Raw genomic sequence first — 16110 nt, forward strand, 5'->3', positions numbered from 1 at the left:
TTCTCGTTCGCCGCACCTGCGGATCGCTGCCCGCGTTCTGAGGAGGGCGCTTCTCTGTGTCACGACGGGAAGCGGTTCTCAGGTGCAAGACCGGGGCACACGGCTGGGCGGGAGTTGGTCTTCTGGTTGCCTGCGCCGGTCCTGGATACGACGGCGGAGGGGCGGCACTCGGCCGCCCCTCCACCGGAATGGGTCAGGAAATAGTGCCCGAGGGGCTGAAGCTGGTGCCCGACGGGGCGCTGCACTGCATGGTCCACGGGGTCCAGCTGCCGTCTGACGCCTTGTGGAACTCGAGTTGCGCGGAGAGCCCCGTGTCGAGGCCGAACGTCACCGTGCCGGGGGTGCTCGGCGCGGTGTAGGTCGGGATCGACGACGTCGAGGTCTGGGCGATGTTCACCGTGATCGCGCCGCCCGCCGGGTAGATCTGCTCCGGGATCTGCAGGCCGGAGGCGTCCGACGGGGAGAGCGAACCGTTGTCGACGGTGATCGGGACGTCGGCGGTGCCGCGGATTCCGTCGTATCCGGCTGCGGTGAGCAGCGCGTGGACCAGCGCGGTGATGGTCGCGGTGCCGGAAACGTTGGACGGCGTCGTGGTGCCGTTGACGGGGATCGTGTCCGGGCCGTCGAACTGCGCGGTGATCGCTACGTTCTGTGCCGGGATGGCCGGGAACGTGCAGCTGTAGTTCGCGGGGCCGGCCTGGTAGGTCGCGGTGGCGGCCGAGGCCGTGCCTGCGGTGAGGACCGCGATCGCGCCTACCGCGACGCCGGTCGCCACGCCCGTGGACAGTTTGCTGAGCCGGGGCATACCATTCTCCTTAGATCGGACTGCAGTTTTCGCGGCGATCCTGCGCAGTGGGGACGGAGGTTTCCGCGGATTCCGTTCCGGACCAGGTTTTCGGGAACGGGGATCGGCTCGGTGAGCGATACCGGCCGCGAGCCCAAGGTTACCCGTGAGTTCAGTCGGCAACAACCCTGGTCAGCGCCTTGTCCGCGAGTCGACGACTGGACCGATTCTTTTGTCATCGGCCGCGTAAACAGTATAGGCGTTTCGTGCGAGCGTGACAATTCCGTGAAGATCGGATATGCGAAAACGGAGTGCCGGAAACGCTTTCCGGCACTCCGTTTTCGGGTGGTTGATCAATTCTTGGAGGTCAAGGTCAGCGAGATGGTGTTGTCCGGTCCGGAGACCAGTGCGCCGAGCGCGAGGTCGGCGATGAAGCAGTTCTTGAAGTCCGGGATGGTGTAATTCCCGGTGAGCGTGATCGGCTTGGTGATGTCGACGTTCGCCGCGGTCAGGGTCAGGTCGATCGGCTTGACGGTCGTGCAGCTGCCGGGCACGGTCGGGACCGGGAAGACCGGCACGATCGGGCCCGCCCAGATGTCGCTGATCTCCATGTTCGCGGTTTCGTGCGTGGTGAGGGTGCCGTTCGCGAGGGTGCCGGTCGCGGGTGCGGTCGGGGTGACAGTGACCTTTGCTTTGATCTTGAAGCCGCCCGCGAGCAGCGAAATGTGCGCGGTGGCCGGCGGCAATTGCAGATTGGCGTTGAGACCGACGGCTCCGGTTTGATCGTCGACCAGGAGATTTCCGGCGAGACTTCCGGGGCCGAGGTCGAGGGTGCTTCCGGTCTTCTTCACGACCGTGCTGCCCGTTACCGAGTAGGAGATCGGAATGGGTATTTCGGTCGCTGATGCGGGAACGGCGGAGGCGAGGCTGACCGCGGTCGCGGCGGCCGCTGCGAGCACGCCGATTCTGGCGATCCGGGAAATGGGCATGACGGTACTCCTTCGGCGGTGAGGAAACAGAATTTCATCGGGGTGCGAGATCGGTGACGAACCAGTTTCCGTCAATGCGCTCAGCGGTGACGGCCAGTTGTGCGGCGGCTGTCTCGGGAGTGGCGGAATTCCCCCTCGTGGCGGACTGGTCGAGGAAAACGAGCAACTGTGCGTGATCGTTCGTGAGGTGCTGGACGGAGGCGGCGGAGACGCGAGAGGTGAGAGTCAGACGTTGGCTCGGGGCCATCGTGCGGACTTGGGCGAAGAGTTTTTCGTAGGAATCGCGGGCGTGGCCGCGGAGCAGGGTGGCGGCGGCGTTCTCGGTGACGTCGGTTTTGTCGTAGGTGTAGGAGAAGATCTTGTTGAGGGTGAGGCTGATGGCGGAGGTAACCGCGGCGGTCGCGGGCTGATCGGTCAGCGCGCGGTTCGAAGCGGCGGCGGACGCGCTGGTGGAGCGGGCTTCGACGGTGCACCAGACGCCGACGGCGGTGAGCAGGACGGTCAAGGACAGGAGGAGAGCGAGGAGGCGGGTGTTGCGGGGATGCTCGGCATTGGGGTCGCGAGCGGGATGTTCGGCGGGTTCGGTGTCGGCGGGTGGTTGGTGGGAATCGGAGGTTGTTGTGGCGTGGGGAGTTGAGTCGGTGCGGGAGGAGGTGGCGGTCGCGGGGGAGGGTGGTTGAGCGGTGGTGTGTGCTGGCTGAATGGCTGCCGCGGTGGTTCGCTGGTCGGTGGCTGAGGTTTGGGCGGGGTTCGCGGGTGGCTCGGCGGATTCGGCTGGGGCAGTGGCGTGCTCGGGAGCGGTGTGCGCTGCTGCGGTGGTCTCGGGTTCGGAAGATGCCTTGGCCGTGCCGGTACCGGAAGCGCGTTGCTGGGCGGCTGCGGATGGTGCCTGGTTGGTGCTTGCTGCATGTGGCTGGGTGGGCTCGGCGGCGACTGTGCTGGGGTGCGCGGGGTCGGTTGTGGCTGGTGCCTGGTTGGTGCTTGCTGCGTGCGGCTGGGTGGGCTCGGCGGCGACTGTGCTGGGGTGCGCGGGGTCGGTTGTGGCTGGTGCCTGGTTGGTGCTTGCTGCGTGCGGCTGGGTGGGCTCGGCGGCGACTGTGCTGGGGTGCGCGGGGTCGGTTGTGGCTGGTGGCCGGTCGGTACTTGCTGCATGCGGCTGCGTGGAATCGGCAGCAACAGCGCTCGGCGGCGCGGAGTCGGTTGCGGCCACCGCGGAATCATCGGGTTCGGTGCGTGGCTTCCGCCGGTGCAGGGAGAGCTTCATGACCCCGCCACCCCCAGTTGCTCCAGTGAGCTGAGTTTCCAGCCGGAAGCTGTGCGGGTCATCGTCGCGGCCAGGCGGGTGCGGCGGATGGGCTGTGCGGTGCCGTCTTTGGTGACGGTGATTTCCACGGAGGCCAGGAGTTTCGCGGTACCGGCGTCGGCGTCTAGGTCGGAGAGTCCGGCGTCGAGGACGTGGCCTGTGGTGGCGGAGCCGTCGGGCGGGACGTTGCTCGGCAGGGTCGTCTGGAGGGCACCGGTTGTCGCGGATTGCCAGTGGGTCAGGGTTTGGTCGCGGTGTTGGGGGTCGAAGGTGGTGACCGTGGTGATCAGGGCGCGGCCGGCGGTGACGGCTTCGTCGCGGGTCGCGCCTGCGGTCGAGGCGGGAGCGGTCGCGGCGGCGTGCCATGACCAGGCTGACCAGGCGGCGAAAGCGGCGGCTGCGGTCAGGGCGATTCCGGCGGCCCACGTCCACCTGCGGGGGGATTTTGCGGTCGTGGGGGAGGCGGTTGTGTCAGTCGCGGAGTCGGCGACGCGTGAGGACTCCGCGTCAGGCAGCAAATCGGAGGAGGTTGTGTCGGTCGACGAGTCGGCGACAAGCGAAGACTCCGCGTCAGGCAGCAAAGCGTCGTCGACGGAGGAAGCCTCGTCCGGCGAGGCCGTCAGTTTCCCCGGCGTAGCCACAGCATCTCCTCCAGATCAGTCGACGTCGGAAGTCCGGCAGCCGCCGCGGGGAGGCCGCCTGGGTGGGCGGGCTCTGGGACTCCGGGGTGTGGTGCGTGCTGGGAGCCGCGCACCGACGACGGGTCTCCGGCGGGCAGGGTGCAGGCCGCCGAGGTGTTGAACGGGAGCACCGGCAGCTCGGCGCTGCTGCGGATCTTCGTGCTCTCGTACCCTTTCCGGCACGGTGGCGGGTCGAAGAACGTCAGGGCCAGCGACAGCCGTCCGCTGTCGGGGGTGATGGCTGACGACGTTGCGGCTACGGTTTTCGGCAGCGTCACCAGCAGTTGCTCCAAGCCGTCCGTTCGGGCGCTGAAGACGTCGGCTGTCGTCAAGAGGTTGGCCATCAGGATGGGGAGACCGGGGCTGTTGTCGCGCAGCAAGCCCGTCACCTGGGTAGCAGCCGGCGGGGCGGTCGCGATCAGCTGGCGCAGGTCACCGTCCGACGACGCCAGTTGCGAGGCGAACAGGTGGGCGTTCCGGCTGAAGTCGCGCCACGCGGTCGAGGACGCGGCTTGCGTTTTCAGGACTGTCGAGCCGTCGTCGAGGAGTTTTGTGGTTTGGGGCAGGTGGGCGGAGGCGGAATCGGTGAAGGACCTCGCGGTGTCCATCAGCAACTGCAGGTCTGGGCCGCTGCCTTGCAGGGCGTTGTCCAGTTCGTTGACCACGGTGCGCAGGTCCTCGGTCGGGACCGACGACGTTAGCGAGTCCACGTCGGACAAGAAGGTCTGCACGGGAAGGGGCAGGGTGGTGGAGCTCCGGGGGATGACGCTGCCGTCCTCCAGATAGGGACCCCGGTCGGTGGTCGGTTGCAGGTCGACGTATTGCTCGCCGACGGCGGAGCGGTTCGCGACGATTGCGCGGGCGTTCGAGGGGATCTGCGGGGCGGAGGTGTCCAGCAACAGGTCCGCTTCCATGCCGTGTTCGGTCAGGTGTAGTTGGCCGATCCGACCGACTGCCACGCCTCGGTAGGTGACCTCGCCGTTGGTGAAGATGCCGCCGCCTTCGGAAAGTTCCAGGTGCACGGTGTAGGTCCCGGCTCCGAAAAGGCGCGCGATCCCGGCGTATTTCGCGCCGACGAACGAGGTCGCGGCCAGCGCGACTATCACGAAGGCGATGACCTGGATCCGGATCCGTCTGGTGAGCATCACTGACCCCCGGAAGGGGGAGGCAGCGTCGGAAGGCCGGGCGGGACGCCTTGACCCGGCGGCGGCAGCGGGACACCGGCACCGGGCGTGACCGTGGCGTAGACGTTCAGGTAGTCGCCCTTGATCGCGTCCAGCACGGGGTCGGTGAACGGGAATGACGGCAGGATTTCCAGCGCCTTCGGCAGGTTTTGCCCCGCATCGGCCAGGCGGCGCAGGATGGGCGCGAGTGCGCGCAGGTCGGCGGCCAGGTCGTCGCGGCTCTTGTTCGTGACATCAGTGGCCACTGTGGACAGTTGGTCCAGCGATTGCAGCATGGTCACCAGCTGCGGTCGCTGGTCGGTGAGGGTCTTCAGGCCGGGGGTCAGGTCGGTGAGGGCGTCGGCGATCTGCTGGTTCCGGTCGGCCAGCGACGCCGACAGGTGGTTGAGGCCGTCCAGCGCGGCGGTGATGTCGCGGCGGTGCGCGTCGAGGTTCGTCATCAGCTGGTTGACCCCGGACAGGAAGCTGCGGATCTCCTCCTCGTTGCCGTCCATGGCCTTCGTCAGTTCGCGGTTGATCGTTTGCAGCTGCCCGATCCCGCCCCCGTTGAGCAGCAGCGACAGTGCGCCGAAGATCTCCTCGAACTCCGGGTTCCGGTTGGTTCGCGACACCGGGATGACCGCCTTGTCGCCCAGCTGCCCGGAAGGGGACGCGACCGGCGCGGCCAGTTCCACGAACTTCTCGCCCAGCAGCGACGATTGCCGCAGCCGGGCGACGGCGTTCGCGGGCAGGTGGACGTCGCCGTTCACCGCCAGGACGGTTTCGGCGGTCCAGCCGTCCGCGCCCAGGCGGATCGATTGAACGCGCCCGACCGGGACGTCGTCCACCTTCACCGCGGCTTGCGGCACCAGGTCCAGGACGTCGGCGAACTGGACGGTGACCTCGTACGGATGCGCGCCGAGGTCCGCGCCGCCGGGCAGCGGGAGGTCGTAGACGCCCCGGAAGCCGCCGGGTGCGGCGCAGCCGGCCAGCGTGCTCACCGCCAGCGCCAGGAAGAGCCTTCGCGCCTTCATCGGCCACCTCCCGTCACGGCCGCGTCCGTCGTCGGGAACGGCAGGTAATCCAGCAGGTCTGCGCGGCCTTGCAGACGTCCGGTATCCGGATCGACCGCGTTCAGCACGTTCTGCGCGGCCAGCGGGGCGACGTCCAGCGCTTCGGCCAGCGACGCGCGTTGGTCGACCAGCGTCTGCGTCGTCTTGGCCAGTTTGTCTACATTGGACTTGATCGCGGCCCGGTTGTCCCGGATGAAGCCCTGGACCGAAGCCAGCGCACCGCCGAGCGAGCGCAACGCGTCGGACAGTTCGCCGCGGTTCTCTGCCAAGGTGGCCGACACCTTGGCCAGCTGCTGATTCACGTCGGCGACCTGGCGGTCGTTCGTGGCGAGCATGGTGGTGAACTTCTGCAGCTCGTCGACGGTTCCGAACAGGTCCTGCGAGTTGCCCGCCAGGGTGCGGGCGAGGCGGGCGAAGTCGCGGACGGAGGTGTTGAACGCCTTGCCGTTGCCGTCCAGGTTCGCTGCGCCGGTGCGGAGGAGATCGGACAGCGCGCCGTGGGAGTTCGCGCCGTTCGGGCCGAGCGCTTTGCTCAGCGTGTCCAGGCTCGAATACAGCTGGTCCAGCTCCACTGGCGTGCCCGTGCGGGCAGTGCCGATCACTGCGCCGTCGGCTAAACGTGGGCCGCCGCGGGCGAGTTTGCCCAGCTGGACATAGCGGTCGGCGACCACGCTCGGCGCGATGACCAGCGCGGTGGTGTCGGCGGCGACGGGGATGTGCGGATCTACCGATAAGTCGACACGAACCTGGCCGCCCTGCGGAAGGACCGCGGTGACCTCGCCGACCTTCACCCCGAGCACCCGGACGTCGGAGCCGCTGTAGACGCCGACGGCCCGCGAAAAGTACGCCGTGACGCGGTATCGGCCGGACCCGGAGAACACCCACCACAGGACGCCGCAGATCACCAAGGCCATGACCAGCAGGAAGACGACGAAACGGTACGCGCGCGTGGTCATTTCGCGCCTTCCTTCGGCGGGGTGCACGGATCGCGGTTCTCCGGCAGGAGGCCGCACAGGTAGCTGTCGATCCAGCGGCCGTTGCCTGCGGTGTTGGTCAGCACGCGGAAGTACGGCCCGGCGAGTTTGAGGCTTTGCGCGAGGTTCTCGTCCTGCCGTTGCAGCAGATCGGTCACGCGGTCGAGCTGCTGCAACGCCGGAGCGAGCTGCGCGGTGTTGTCCGCGACGAGCCCGGACAGCTGCTTCGCGAGCTGCTGGGTGCCGACCAGCAACTGGTGGATCGCGTCGCGGCGGTGGTCCAGTTCGGTGAGCAGCAGGTCGCCGTCCTTGACGAGTTTCTCGAAGTCGTCGTTGGAGTTGGCGATCGTGGTGGTCAGTTTGCGCGCGTTGGCCAGCAGTTCGGCGATCTCGTTGTCGCGCGAGGAGATCGTTTTCGACAGCGCGCTCAGCCCGTCCAGCGCGGTGCGGACGTGCTGCGGCGAGTTGCGGAAGGTGTCGCTGATCGTGGAGAAGCTGGTCGCGAGCTGCTTCGTGTCGATCGCGCCCGCGGTGTCGGCGAGGCCGTTGAACGCGTCGGTGACGTCGTACGGGGTCACCGTGCGGTCGCGCGGGATCGGCTGGTCTGGGTCCTGCTCTGCCCGCCCGGCCGGGTCGAGGGCCAGGAACTTGCGGCCCAGCAACGTCTTGATCTTGATCTGCGCCGACGTCCGGTTGCCGATCCAGGCGTTCTTGACCCGGAAGCTGACCAGCACGTGGTCGTCGTCCAGGTCCACCTGGGACACTTCGCCGACCTTGATCCCGGCGATCCGCACCTCGTCGTCCGCCTGCAGTCCGGCGGCCTCGCTGAATTCGGCCTGGTAGGTGGTGCCGCCGAGGAACGGCAGGCGGTTGTAGTTCAGCGTGCCGGTGAGCACCGCGGCCAGCGCGAGGCTGCCGACGGCCCCCAGCACGAGCGGATTGCGCTCCCGGAACGACTTCACGCGCCGCACCTCGCCGCGGTCTCCGCGACGCCGCGCGGCGGCGACGTCTCCAGGACGGCTTTGCACAGGTAGAAGTTCATCCACGAGCCGTACGACCCGAGCGTGCCGATGCGGTCCATCTTCTTGGGCAGCGTGGTCAGTGCCTTGTCCACGTCGGCCTCCCCCTTGTTCAGGTTCCGGGTCAGCGCGTCGAGACCGGAGATGCTGTCCTCGAGCCCGGGCCGGATCTCGGTGAGCAGCCCGCTGGTGGACTGCGTCAGCTCGGCCAGCCCGGACACCGCGTCGCCGATCGCCGTGCGGTCCTCGGCGAGCCCGGACACGAGCTGGCGCAGCGTCGACACCAGCGTCGCGAGCGAATCTCCCTTGCCGTTCACGGTTTTCAGCACCGAGTTCAGGTTGCCGATCACCTCGCCGATGACCTGGTCGCGGCTGGCGAGCGTGCTGGTGAGCGATCCGGTGTGCTGCAGCAGTTCGGTCACCGTGCCGCCTTCTCCTTGCAGCACTTGGACAATCTCGCCGGACAGGTCGTTGACGTCCTTCGGCGAGAGGGCCTGGAAGAGCGGTTTGAAACCGTTGAACAGGTCGGTCAGGTCGAGCGCCGGAGTAGTGCGGTCCAGCGGGATTTCGCCGCCGGACGGCAGCACCCCGGTCGGGTCGCGGGGGCGCTCCAAAGCGAGATAGCGCTGGCCGACCATGTTGCGGTACTTGATCACCGCGGTCACGTTGGCGGGCACCGTGCGGCCGTCTTCCAGTGAGAAGCTGACGTGCGCGCGGTTCTGGTCGACGACGTCGAGGCCTTCGATCTGCCCGACCTTCACCCCGGAAATCCGCACGTCATCACCGACATTGAGCGCGGTGGCGTCGACGAAAGTGGCCCCGTACCGCTGGCTGCCGCCGACCGAGCCGCCGGTGATCGACAACGCGAGAACGACCGTCGCGAGCACGGTGATCAGGATGAAGATCAGGCTTTTGACCAGGGGAGCGGCAAGGTTTCTCACTTCGCCGTCACCTCCGTTCCGCGATAGAGCGGGCCGACCAGGACGCTGCTCCACATCGGCACGTCAGCGGTCGAAACCCCCAGCTGGGGCGCGAGCAACGGGCCCAGGAACTGCTGCTCCTGCGGGGAATTCGCGATGCCGAGGTCGCCGGTCGACGGCACGGTCGCCGGAGTGCCCGCGGTCGGCATCACCCCGCTCGGGTAACAGCGCGGGCCGGTTTTCTCGGTGTACGCCGGATCGTCCTTGCCCGGCACGTATTTCCCGCGCGACTTGGACACGGTGACCTCGACGTGCAGCCCGGGTTCTTTCGTTCCGGCGCCGAGGACCTTGTCCATCGACGGTTTTAAGTCGGTGAGCGCCTGTAGAGTGCAAGGGAAGCTGGGGGAGTACTTAGCACCGATTTCGAGCGGACGGCGGCTGTCCGCGGACAACGCGATGATGTTGTTCCGGTTCTGCTGCAGGAACGTCGTGAGGTCCTGCGACGACGTGGTCACCTGCTGATACAGCGAGCCGAGGTCGGTGCGCTTGGCGTTGATCGTGCCGAGGGTGACCGATGAGTCGGTGAGCGCGTCGAGCAGATCGGGTGCGATGTCGCCGTACATCTGGGTGACGGTGGCGAGGTCGCGCACGTTTCGGTCGAGCTGCGGCAGGTTCGGATTGAACCGCCGCAGGTAGTCCGACGCGGTCGCCAACGTCTGGCCCAGCTGTTCGCCGCGGCCTTGCAGTGCGGTGGAAACCGCGGTCAGCGTGGTGGCCAGTTTCTGCGGCTGCACTGCCTTCAGCACCGGGAGCAGGTTGTCGAAGACGCGCTCCAGCTCGATCGCGTTCGCAGACCGGTCCTGCGAGATCACGTCTCCGGCCCGCAACGGGCGCTTCCGGCCGGTGTCCGGAATGGACAGTTGGACGTACCGTTCGCCGAACAGGGTCTTGGGCACCAGCAACGCGGACACGTTGACCGGCAGCCATTTCACCTGCTCGGGATCCAGCGCCAGCGAGATCTCCGCACCGCCGCGGATCGCGCGCACGCCCCGGATCTCGCCGACCACGACGCCGCGCGCTTTCACCTGCCCGCCCGCGCGCAGCTGGTTGCCGACGCGGTCGGCCTGGAGAGTCACCGGGACCGTCGTGGTGAAGTCCTTGTTGTAGATCTTCACCGTGAGCAGCACGAACGCCGAAAGCGCCGCCAGGAACAGCACCCCGGCGGTGCGGACTCCGGTCTTGTGCCAGCGCCGGTTCATCCGGCCACCTGCACGGTCGTCGTCGCGCCCCAGATCGCGAGGCTGAGGAAGAAGTCCAGCACGCTGATCGCGACGATCGCCGTCCGCACCGCCCGGCCCACCGCGACACCGACGCCCGCCGGACCGCCGCTCGCGCGGAAGCCGTAATAACAATGCGCGAGCACCACGACGACGCTGAAGACCAGCACCTTCCCGAACGACCACAGCACGTCGCCGGGCGGCAGGAACAGCAGGAAGTAATGGTCGTACGTGCCCGCCGATTGCCCGAAGCCCCACACCGTGACCTGCCGCGACGCGAGATACGACGACAACAGGCCCACGGCGTACAGCGGAATCACCGCGATGAACCCGGCGATCACCCGCGTGGTCACCAGATACGGCACGCTCGGGATGCCCATCACTTCAAGCGCGTCGATCTCCTCCGAGATCCGCATCGCGCCCAGTTGCGCGGTGAACCCGCAGCCGACCGTCGCCGACAACGCCAGCCCGGCCACCAAAGGCGCGATCTCGCGGGTGTTGAAGTACGCCGAAATGAACCCGGCGAACGCCGACGTGCCCACCTGGTTCAGTGCCGAATAGCCTTGCAGCCCAACGACAGTCCCGGTCGCGACGGTCATCCCGACCATCACGCCGATGGTCCCGCCGATCACCGCGAGCGCGCCGCTGCCGAAGCTCACCTCGGCCAGCAGCCGGACGATCTCGCGCAGGTACCGGCGCACCGCGCGCGGCACCCAGCCGAGCGCGCGCAGGAAGAACAGGATCTGGTCGCCGAGAGTGTCGAGGAAGCCCAGCCTGCGGTCGATGGCCTCGAGCACGCGCGTCGGAGTCGGGGTGGCCATCAGCTTCCCTTCGGCGGCACGAGCTGGAGGTAGACCGTGGTGAGGACCAGGTTCAGCACGAACAGCAGCAGGAACGTGATGACGACGGACTGGTTCACCGCGTCGCCGACGCCCTTCGGCCCGCCGCGCGGGTTCAGTCCGCGATACGACGCGACGACCGCGGCGACGAACCCGAACAACAGCGCCTTGATCTCGCTGATCCACAAGTCCGGCAGCTGGGCCAGCGCGGAGAAACTCGCCAGGTACGCGCCCGGGGTGCCGCCCTGCATGATCACGTTGAAGAAGTAGCCGCCGAGCACGCCGACCACGCTGACCATGCCGTTGAGGAACACCGCCACGCCCATCGCGGCCAGCACCCGCGGCACGATCAGCCGCTGGATCGGCGAAACCCCCAGCACCTCCATCGCGTCGATTTCCTCGCGGATGGTGCGGGAACCGAGGTCGGCGCACATCGCACTGCCGCCCGCGCCCGCGATCAGGAGCGCGGTCACGATCGGGCTGGCCTGCTGGATGATCGCGAGCACGCTCGCCGCGCCGGTGAACGACTGCGCGCCGATCTGCGTGGTCAGCGACCCGATGTGCAGCGCGATCACCGCGCCGAACGGGATCGACACCAGCGCGGTCGGCAGGATCGACACGCTCGCGATGAACCAGAACTGCTGCACGAGCTCGCGGAACTGGAACGGACGGCGGAACGTCAGCCGGACGACGTCGAGACCCAGCGCGTAAAGCCGGCCGGTCTGGTGCAGTGCCGCGGCGCCGGGAAACGCCATCGCCCGACCTCCCAGCAATTTCCGGGCACGGCGGAATGCCCGCCGAACGCCCGTTCCGGTGCTGATCCGTTTGGCGGACCGGTCCGGTGCGGAAACTCCGGCGGGGTTACCGTGCGGTTTCGTTACTGGTCAGTACGCTAACGAGGGCCTTGCCCGCAGACAAGAACTTGCCCCGTCATCCGGGGTCACGGCGCAGTAACCGCCGAATTCTTGTGCGGTTGTGACAACTGCCGGGAATGCGGTTGTCAGTGCCGGAAAATAAAAACCGGTGCGGCGGTTTCCGGATATTTCAGCGAGCGAGCCAGCGGTGCAGCGAAGCGGTCAGCGCTTCGGGTGCGTCGAGTTGGATGAGGTGTCCGGCCGAACGGACCAATTCCAGCCCGGCGCCCGGGATCGCCCCGGCGAGCCGGTGTGCGCGATCGACCGGGATCCAGGTGTCCTCGGTGCCCCACACGACGAGCGTGGGCACGCTGACGTCGCGGTAGCGCGGCTCGATTTCGTCGGTGTACCGCTGATCGGCCTGCGCGATCTGCCGGTAGAACGCGGCCTGTCCTTCTGAACCGAGCCACGGCGTGACAAGCATGTCGTGGGCTTCGGCGGACAACGGACGATGCGCGGCGCCGGCGATGTACTCCCGCACCAGCGCCTCGTGCAGATTCGGCGGCAGTTGCGCGAACACGGCCGCGTTCTCCGCCACCAGACGGAAGAATTCCGAACCCCACGGGGCCAGCGCGACGACGTCCACCAGCGCCAGCGAGCGGTAAGCCGCTCCGTGCAACAGAAACGCGCGCAGGCTGACCGCGCCGCCGTAGTCGTGCGCCACCACGTCCGGCTCATCAAGGCCCCAGTGGTCCAGCAGCGCCGCGAACGTCTCGCCTTGCGCGGCCAGCGAGACGTCCTGTCCCTCGGCCTTGGTGGAACTGCCGTAGCCCGGCATGTCCCACAGGTACACGGTGAAGTCCGCCGCGAACGTCGCCGCGATCGGCTCCCACAGCTTCGACGACCACGGCGTGCCGTGACAGAACACGAGCGGCGGCCCCGAACCCTGCCGGGACCAGCGCACCTGCTGTCCGTGCTTGTCTTGCCAGTCGAAGACCTCCATCAGCGCTTGAGGTCCGCGACGATCTCGTACGAACGCACCCGGTCCTCGTGCCCGTGCACCATCGTGGTGATCATCAGCTCGTTCGCGTCGGTGTCGGCCAGCAGCTGGTCCAGTCCCTTGCGGACGCTCTCCGGACCGCCGACGATGCTCGACCCGAACCGCTCGGCGAGGAACGCGCGGTCCATTTCGGTGTACGGGTACTCGGCGGCGTCCTCCGGCGTCGCCAGCGCGATCGGGCGGCCGCGGCGCAGGCTCAGGAAGGTCAGCCCGCTCGGCCCGGCCAGGTACTCCGCGCGCTCGTCGGTCTCGGCGGCGATCACCTGCACGCCCAGCATCACGTACGGCTCGGAAAGCACCTCGGACGGCTGGAAGTTCTCGCGGTACAGCCGCACCGCCGGCAGCGTGTTTTCGGCGGCGAAATGGTGCGCGAAGGAGAACGGCAGCCCGAGCCGTCCGGCCAGCTGCGCGCTGAAGCCGGACGAGCCGAGCAGCCACACCGGCGGCTTGTTGCCCTCGGCGGTGACCGCGTTGACGCCGCGCGCCGCGTCCGGCTCGAAGTAGCTGATCAGCTCCATCAGGTGCTCGGGGAAGTTCTCCGCGGACAGCCCGCCCGGTCCGCGCAGCGCGAGCGCGGTGCGCTGGTCGGTGCCCGGCGCGCGGCCGATGCCCAGGTCGATCCGGCCCGGGTGGAACGCCTCCAGCGTGCCGAACTGCTCGGCCACCACGAGCGGCGCGTGGTTCGGCAGCATGATCCCGCCGGACCCGACGCGGATGCTCTCGGTGGCGTCCGCGACGTGCCCGATCAGCACCGCCGTGGCCGAGCTCGCGATGCCCGGCATGTTGTGGTGCTCGGCGAGCCAGTACCGGTGATAGCCCAGCCGCTCGGCATTGCGGGCGAGATCGAGGGTGTTGCGCAGCGCCTCGCCGACCCCCTTCCCTTCGGAAACGGGGGAGAGGTCGAGCACGGACAGCGGCACGTCAGGCAGGGAGGTCACGTACAGCCGTAACGCATGCGGCCGCGATTCCCTTCCCGCCTACGCGTGCGGCAGCCAATCCGGGTTCGAGGCGAGCACGATGAGCTGCTGGGTCGCGCGGGTGAGCGCGACGTACAGCACGCGCCGCCCGGTCGAGGACTCGGTGACCAGGTCCATCGGCTCGACCAGCACGACCGCGTCGTATTCGAGGCCCTTCGAATCGAGGGACCCGACGACCTTGAGCCGCTCGTCGGTCTGCCCGGCGAGCCAGCCTTCGACCTCTTCGACACGGTCCATGGCGGTGATCACCCCGACCGTGCCCTCGACCGCGCCGAGCAGTTCCTTAGCCGCGGTCTGCGTCGCCGTCGCCAGCGCCGCCTGGTCGACCGGCCGGACCTCCGGCTCGATTCCGGTGGTGCGCACGGCCTTGGGCAGTTCGTCGGCCTGCGCGTGGCCCGTGACCACCTTCGCCGCCAGGTCGAAGATCTCCGCCGAGTTCCGGTAGTTCGTGCGGAGCGTGAAGCGCCGACGCGTGGTCTTCACTCCGAACGCCTGGTCGCGCGCCTGCGCCGCCTCGTCCGGATCCGGCCACGAACTCTGCACCGGGTCGCCCACGACGGTCCAGCTCGCGTACTTGCCGCGACGGCCGATCATCCGCCACTGCATCGGCGAAAGGTCCTGCGATTCGTCGACGACCACGTGCGAGTACTCGTCGTAGTGCTCCGGACGGTGCGGCGCGCCTCCGGAACTGCCGCGCTCCGGGGCTACCTCGACGACGGTCTGGCGACGGCGGCGCTTCGGCTCCGGACCGACCAGCACGCGCAGTTCGTCCAGCAACGCGACGTCCGCGACCGACCAGCCGCGCGAACGGTCCGCGAAATCGGCCGACAGCAGGCTGATCTCGGTGCGGTTCAGGATGCCCTTCGACGCGGCGGCCATCCGCTTCTCGTTGCCCAGCCACTTGAGCACCTGCGCCGGGTACAGCACCGGCCACCACACCACCAGGAACCGGTGGAAGTCGATGCGCTCGCCGAGATCGTTGATCAGCTCCGCGCGGTCGATCTCCTTGCCGTCCGCCTTCGCGTACTCCTCGGCCTTGTCCGCCAACGCCGCCAGCAACAGCTCTGCCACGCGTACGCGCGACCGGTTCGGCGGCGCGCCCTGCGTGTGCGCCTTGCGCCGTACCTTCTCCAACTCGCGCGCGGTGAGCTTCAGCACTTCGCCGCGATAGACGATCTTCAGCTCCGTCGGCGCTTCGGGCGGGGTGTCGCGCAACGCGCGCAGAAGCACCCTTCGCATCCGAAGCGAACCCTTGATCGCGGCCAGTGCGGCTGTGTCCTGTCGAGTCGCTTCGAGACCGTCGAGGACTTCGCCGAGCGCGCGCAGCTCTACGTTCGTTTCGCCCATCGACGGCAACACGCGCGAGATGTACGTGGTGAAGACGCCCGAAGGACCGATCACGAGAACGCCCGCGCCGCCGAGCTGACGGCGGTGCCGGTACAGCAGGTACGCGGCACGGTGCAGCGCGACGGCGGTCTTGCCGGTGCCCGGACCGCCGGTGATCTCGGTGACACCGCGCCACGGCGCCCGGATGACGTCGTCCTGTTCCTTCTGGATCGTCGCCACGATGTCGCGCATCTTCTCGCCGCGCGAGCGGCCGAGCGCGGCCATCAGCGCGCCCTCGCCGACGATCTGCATGTCCTCGGGGACGGCGTCGGCGATCAGCACGTCGTCGTCCACGTCCAGCACCGTCTGCCCGGAGCAGCGGATCACGCGGCGGCGCACGACGTCCATCGGCTCTTCGGCGGTGGCCTGGTAGAACGCGGCGGCGGCGGGCGCGCGCCAGTCGGTGACCAGGTTGTCGAACTCGGTGTCGCGGATCCCGAGGCGGCCCACGTAGATGTGCTCGCGGTCGAGGTGGTCGAGCCTGCCGAAGACCAGTCCCTCGTACTCGGCGTCGAGCGTCTGCAGGGTCTGGTTCGCGTGGTAGACCATCATGTCGCGCTCGAACAGCATCGACGCCTGCTCGAAGATCGCTTCGCGCTGTGCTCCCTGGCCCAGCTCGTAGCCCTTGGCCCGCATCGCCTCGGCCTGGGTCCGCAGCTCGGCGAGCCGCGTGTAAACCCGGTCGACGTGTGCCTGCTCGACGGCGATCTCAGCCCGTCTCACCCGGGGTTCCGACACGCAACGCTCCCTTGAACTCCATCAACGCGCCTCTGAAGGGCGAAGGACGACTCTACGCGCCCGCGCGCGCGGGT

At 68.2% G+C, this 16110-nt stretch carries 15 protein-coding genes; all 15 read right to left on the bottom strand.

Annotated elements, in window-relative coordinates; all coding sequences use genetic code 11:
• Nucleotides 1-193: 193 nt before the first annotated feature.
• The gene (locus EIZ45_RS20475) at nt 194-805 is read right to left on the bottom strand and encodes a DUF6801 domain-containing protein (protein ID WP_037811680.1); all 612 of its coding nucleotides are present in this window, start codon (nt 803-805) and stop codon (nt 194-196) included.
• 332 nt (nt 806-1137) lie between these two features.
• On the bottom strand, nt 1138-1773 hold the full coding sequence (locus tag EIZ45_RS20480; RefSeq protein ID WP_037811678.1) for a hypothetical protein: 636 nt from the start codon (nt 1771-1773) through the stop codon (nt 1138-1140).
• Between the two features lie 34 nt (nt 1774-1807).
• A complete protein-coding gene (locus EIZ45_RS20485) occupies nt 1808-2278 on the bottom strand; it encodes a hypothetical protein (RefSeq protein WP_199817564.1) in 471 nt (156 codons plus the stop codon).
• Between the two features lie 755 nt (nt 2279-3033).
• Nucleotides 3034-3717 (bottom strand): hypothetical protein, encoded by a 684-nt coding sequence (locus EIZ45_RS20490; RefSeq protein ID WP_134665513.1) that lies wholly within the window; start codon nt 3715-3717, stop codon nt 3034-3036.
• The gene (locus tag EIZ45_RS20495) at nt 3696-4901 is read right to left on the bottom strand and encodes an MCE family protein (protein ID WP_037811676.1); all 1206 of its coding nucleotides are present in this window, start codon (nt 4899-4901) and stop codon (nt 3696-3698) included. The genes EIZ45_RS20490 and EIZ45_RS20495 overlap by 22 nt, the downstream gene beginning before the upstream one ends.
• A complete protein-coding gene (locus EIZ45_RS20500) occupies nt 4901-5953 on the bottom strand; it encodes an MCE family protein (protein ID WP_037811674.1) in 1053 nt (350 codons plus the stop codon). The genes EIZ45_RS20495 and EIZ45_RS20500 overlap by 1 nt, the downstream gene beginning before the upstream one ends.
• Nucleotides 5950-6948, bottom strand: a complete 999-nt coding sequence (locus tag EIZ45_RS20505) for an MCE family protein (RefSeq protein ID WP_134665511.1) — start codon at nt 6946-6948, stop codon at nt 5950-5952. The genes EIZ45_RS20500 and EIZ45_RS20505 overlap by 4 nt, the downstream gene beginning before the upstream one ends.
• The gene (locus tag EIZ45_RS20510) at nt 6945-7928 is read right to left on the bottom strand and encodes an MCE family protein (protein WP_134665509.1); all 984 of its coding nucleotides are present in this window, start codon (nt 7926-7928) and stop codon (nt 6945-6947) included. Before EIZ45_RS20510 ends, EIZ45_RS20505 begins: the two co-directional genes overlap by 4 nt.
• Nucleotides 7925-8926, bottom strand: coding sequence for an MCE family protein (locus tag EIZ45_RS20515; protein ID WP_134665507.1), 1002 nt, complete (start codon nt 8924-8926; stop codon nt 7925-7927). The genes EIZ45_RS20510 and EIZ45_RS20515 overlap by 4 nt, the downstream gene beginning before the upstream one ends.
• Complete coding sequence (locus EIZ45_RS20520; RefSeq protein ID WP_134665505.1) at nt 8923-10164, bottom strand: MCE family protein; 1242 nt, start codon at nt 10162-10164, stop codon at nt 8923-8925. Before EIZ45_RS20520 ends, EIZ45_RS20515 begins: the two co-directional genes overlap by 4 nt.
• Nucleotides 10161-11003 (bottom strand): ABC transporter permease, encoded by an 843-nt coding sequence (locus EIZ45_RS20525; RefSeq protein ID WP_134665503.1) that lies wholly within the window; start codon nt 11001-11003, stop codon nt 10161-10163. The genes EIZ45_RS20520 and EIZ45_RS20525 overlap by 4 nt, the downstream gene beginning before the upstream one ends.
• The gene (locus EIZ45_RS20530; protein WP_037811666.1) at nt 11003-11776 is read right to left on the bottom strand and encodes an ABC transporter permease; all 774 of its coding nucleotides are present in this window, start codon (nt 11774-11776) and stop codon (nt 11003-11005) included. Before EIZ45_RS20530 ends, EIZ45_RS20525 begins: the two co-directional genes overlap by 1 nt.
• A 289-nt stretch (nt 11777-12065) precedes the next feature.
• On the bottom strand, nt 12066-12878 hold the full coding sequence (locus EIZ45_RS20535; RefSeq protein ID WP_134665501.1) for an alpha/beta fold hydrolase: 813 nt from the start codon (nt 12876-12878) through the stop codon (nt 12066-12068).
• On the bottom strand, nt 12878-13873 hold the full coding sequence (locus EIZ45_RS20540; protein WP_205670067.1) for an LLM class flavin-dependent oxidoreductase: 996 nt from the start codon (nt 13871-13873) through the stop codon (nt 12878-12880). The genes EIZ45_RS20535 and EIZ45_RS20540 overlap by 1 nt, the downstream gene beginning before the upstream one ends.
• A gap of 39 nt (nt 13874-13912) precedes the next feature.
• Nucleotides 13913-16036 (bottom strand): AAA family ATPase, encoded by a 2124-nt coding sequence (locus EIZ45_RS20545; RefSeq protein WP_134665499.1) that lies wholly within the window; start codon nt 16034-16036, stop codon nt 13913-13915.
• Between the last annotated feature and the right edge of the window lie 74 nt (nt 16037-16110).

Source organism: Amycolatopsis sp. CFH S0740, assembly GCF_004522315.1.
Classification (GTDB): domain Bacteria; phylum Actinomycetota; class Actinomycetes; order Mycobacteriales; family Pseudonocardiaceae; genus Amycolatopsis; species Amycolatopsis nivea.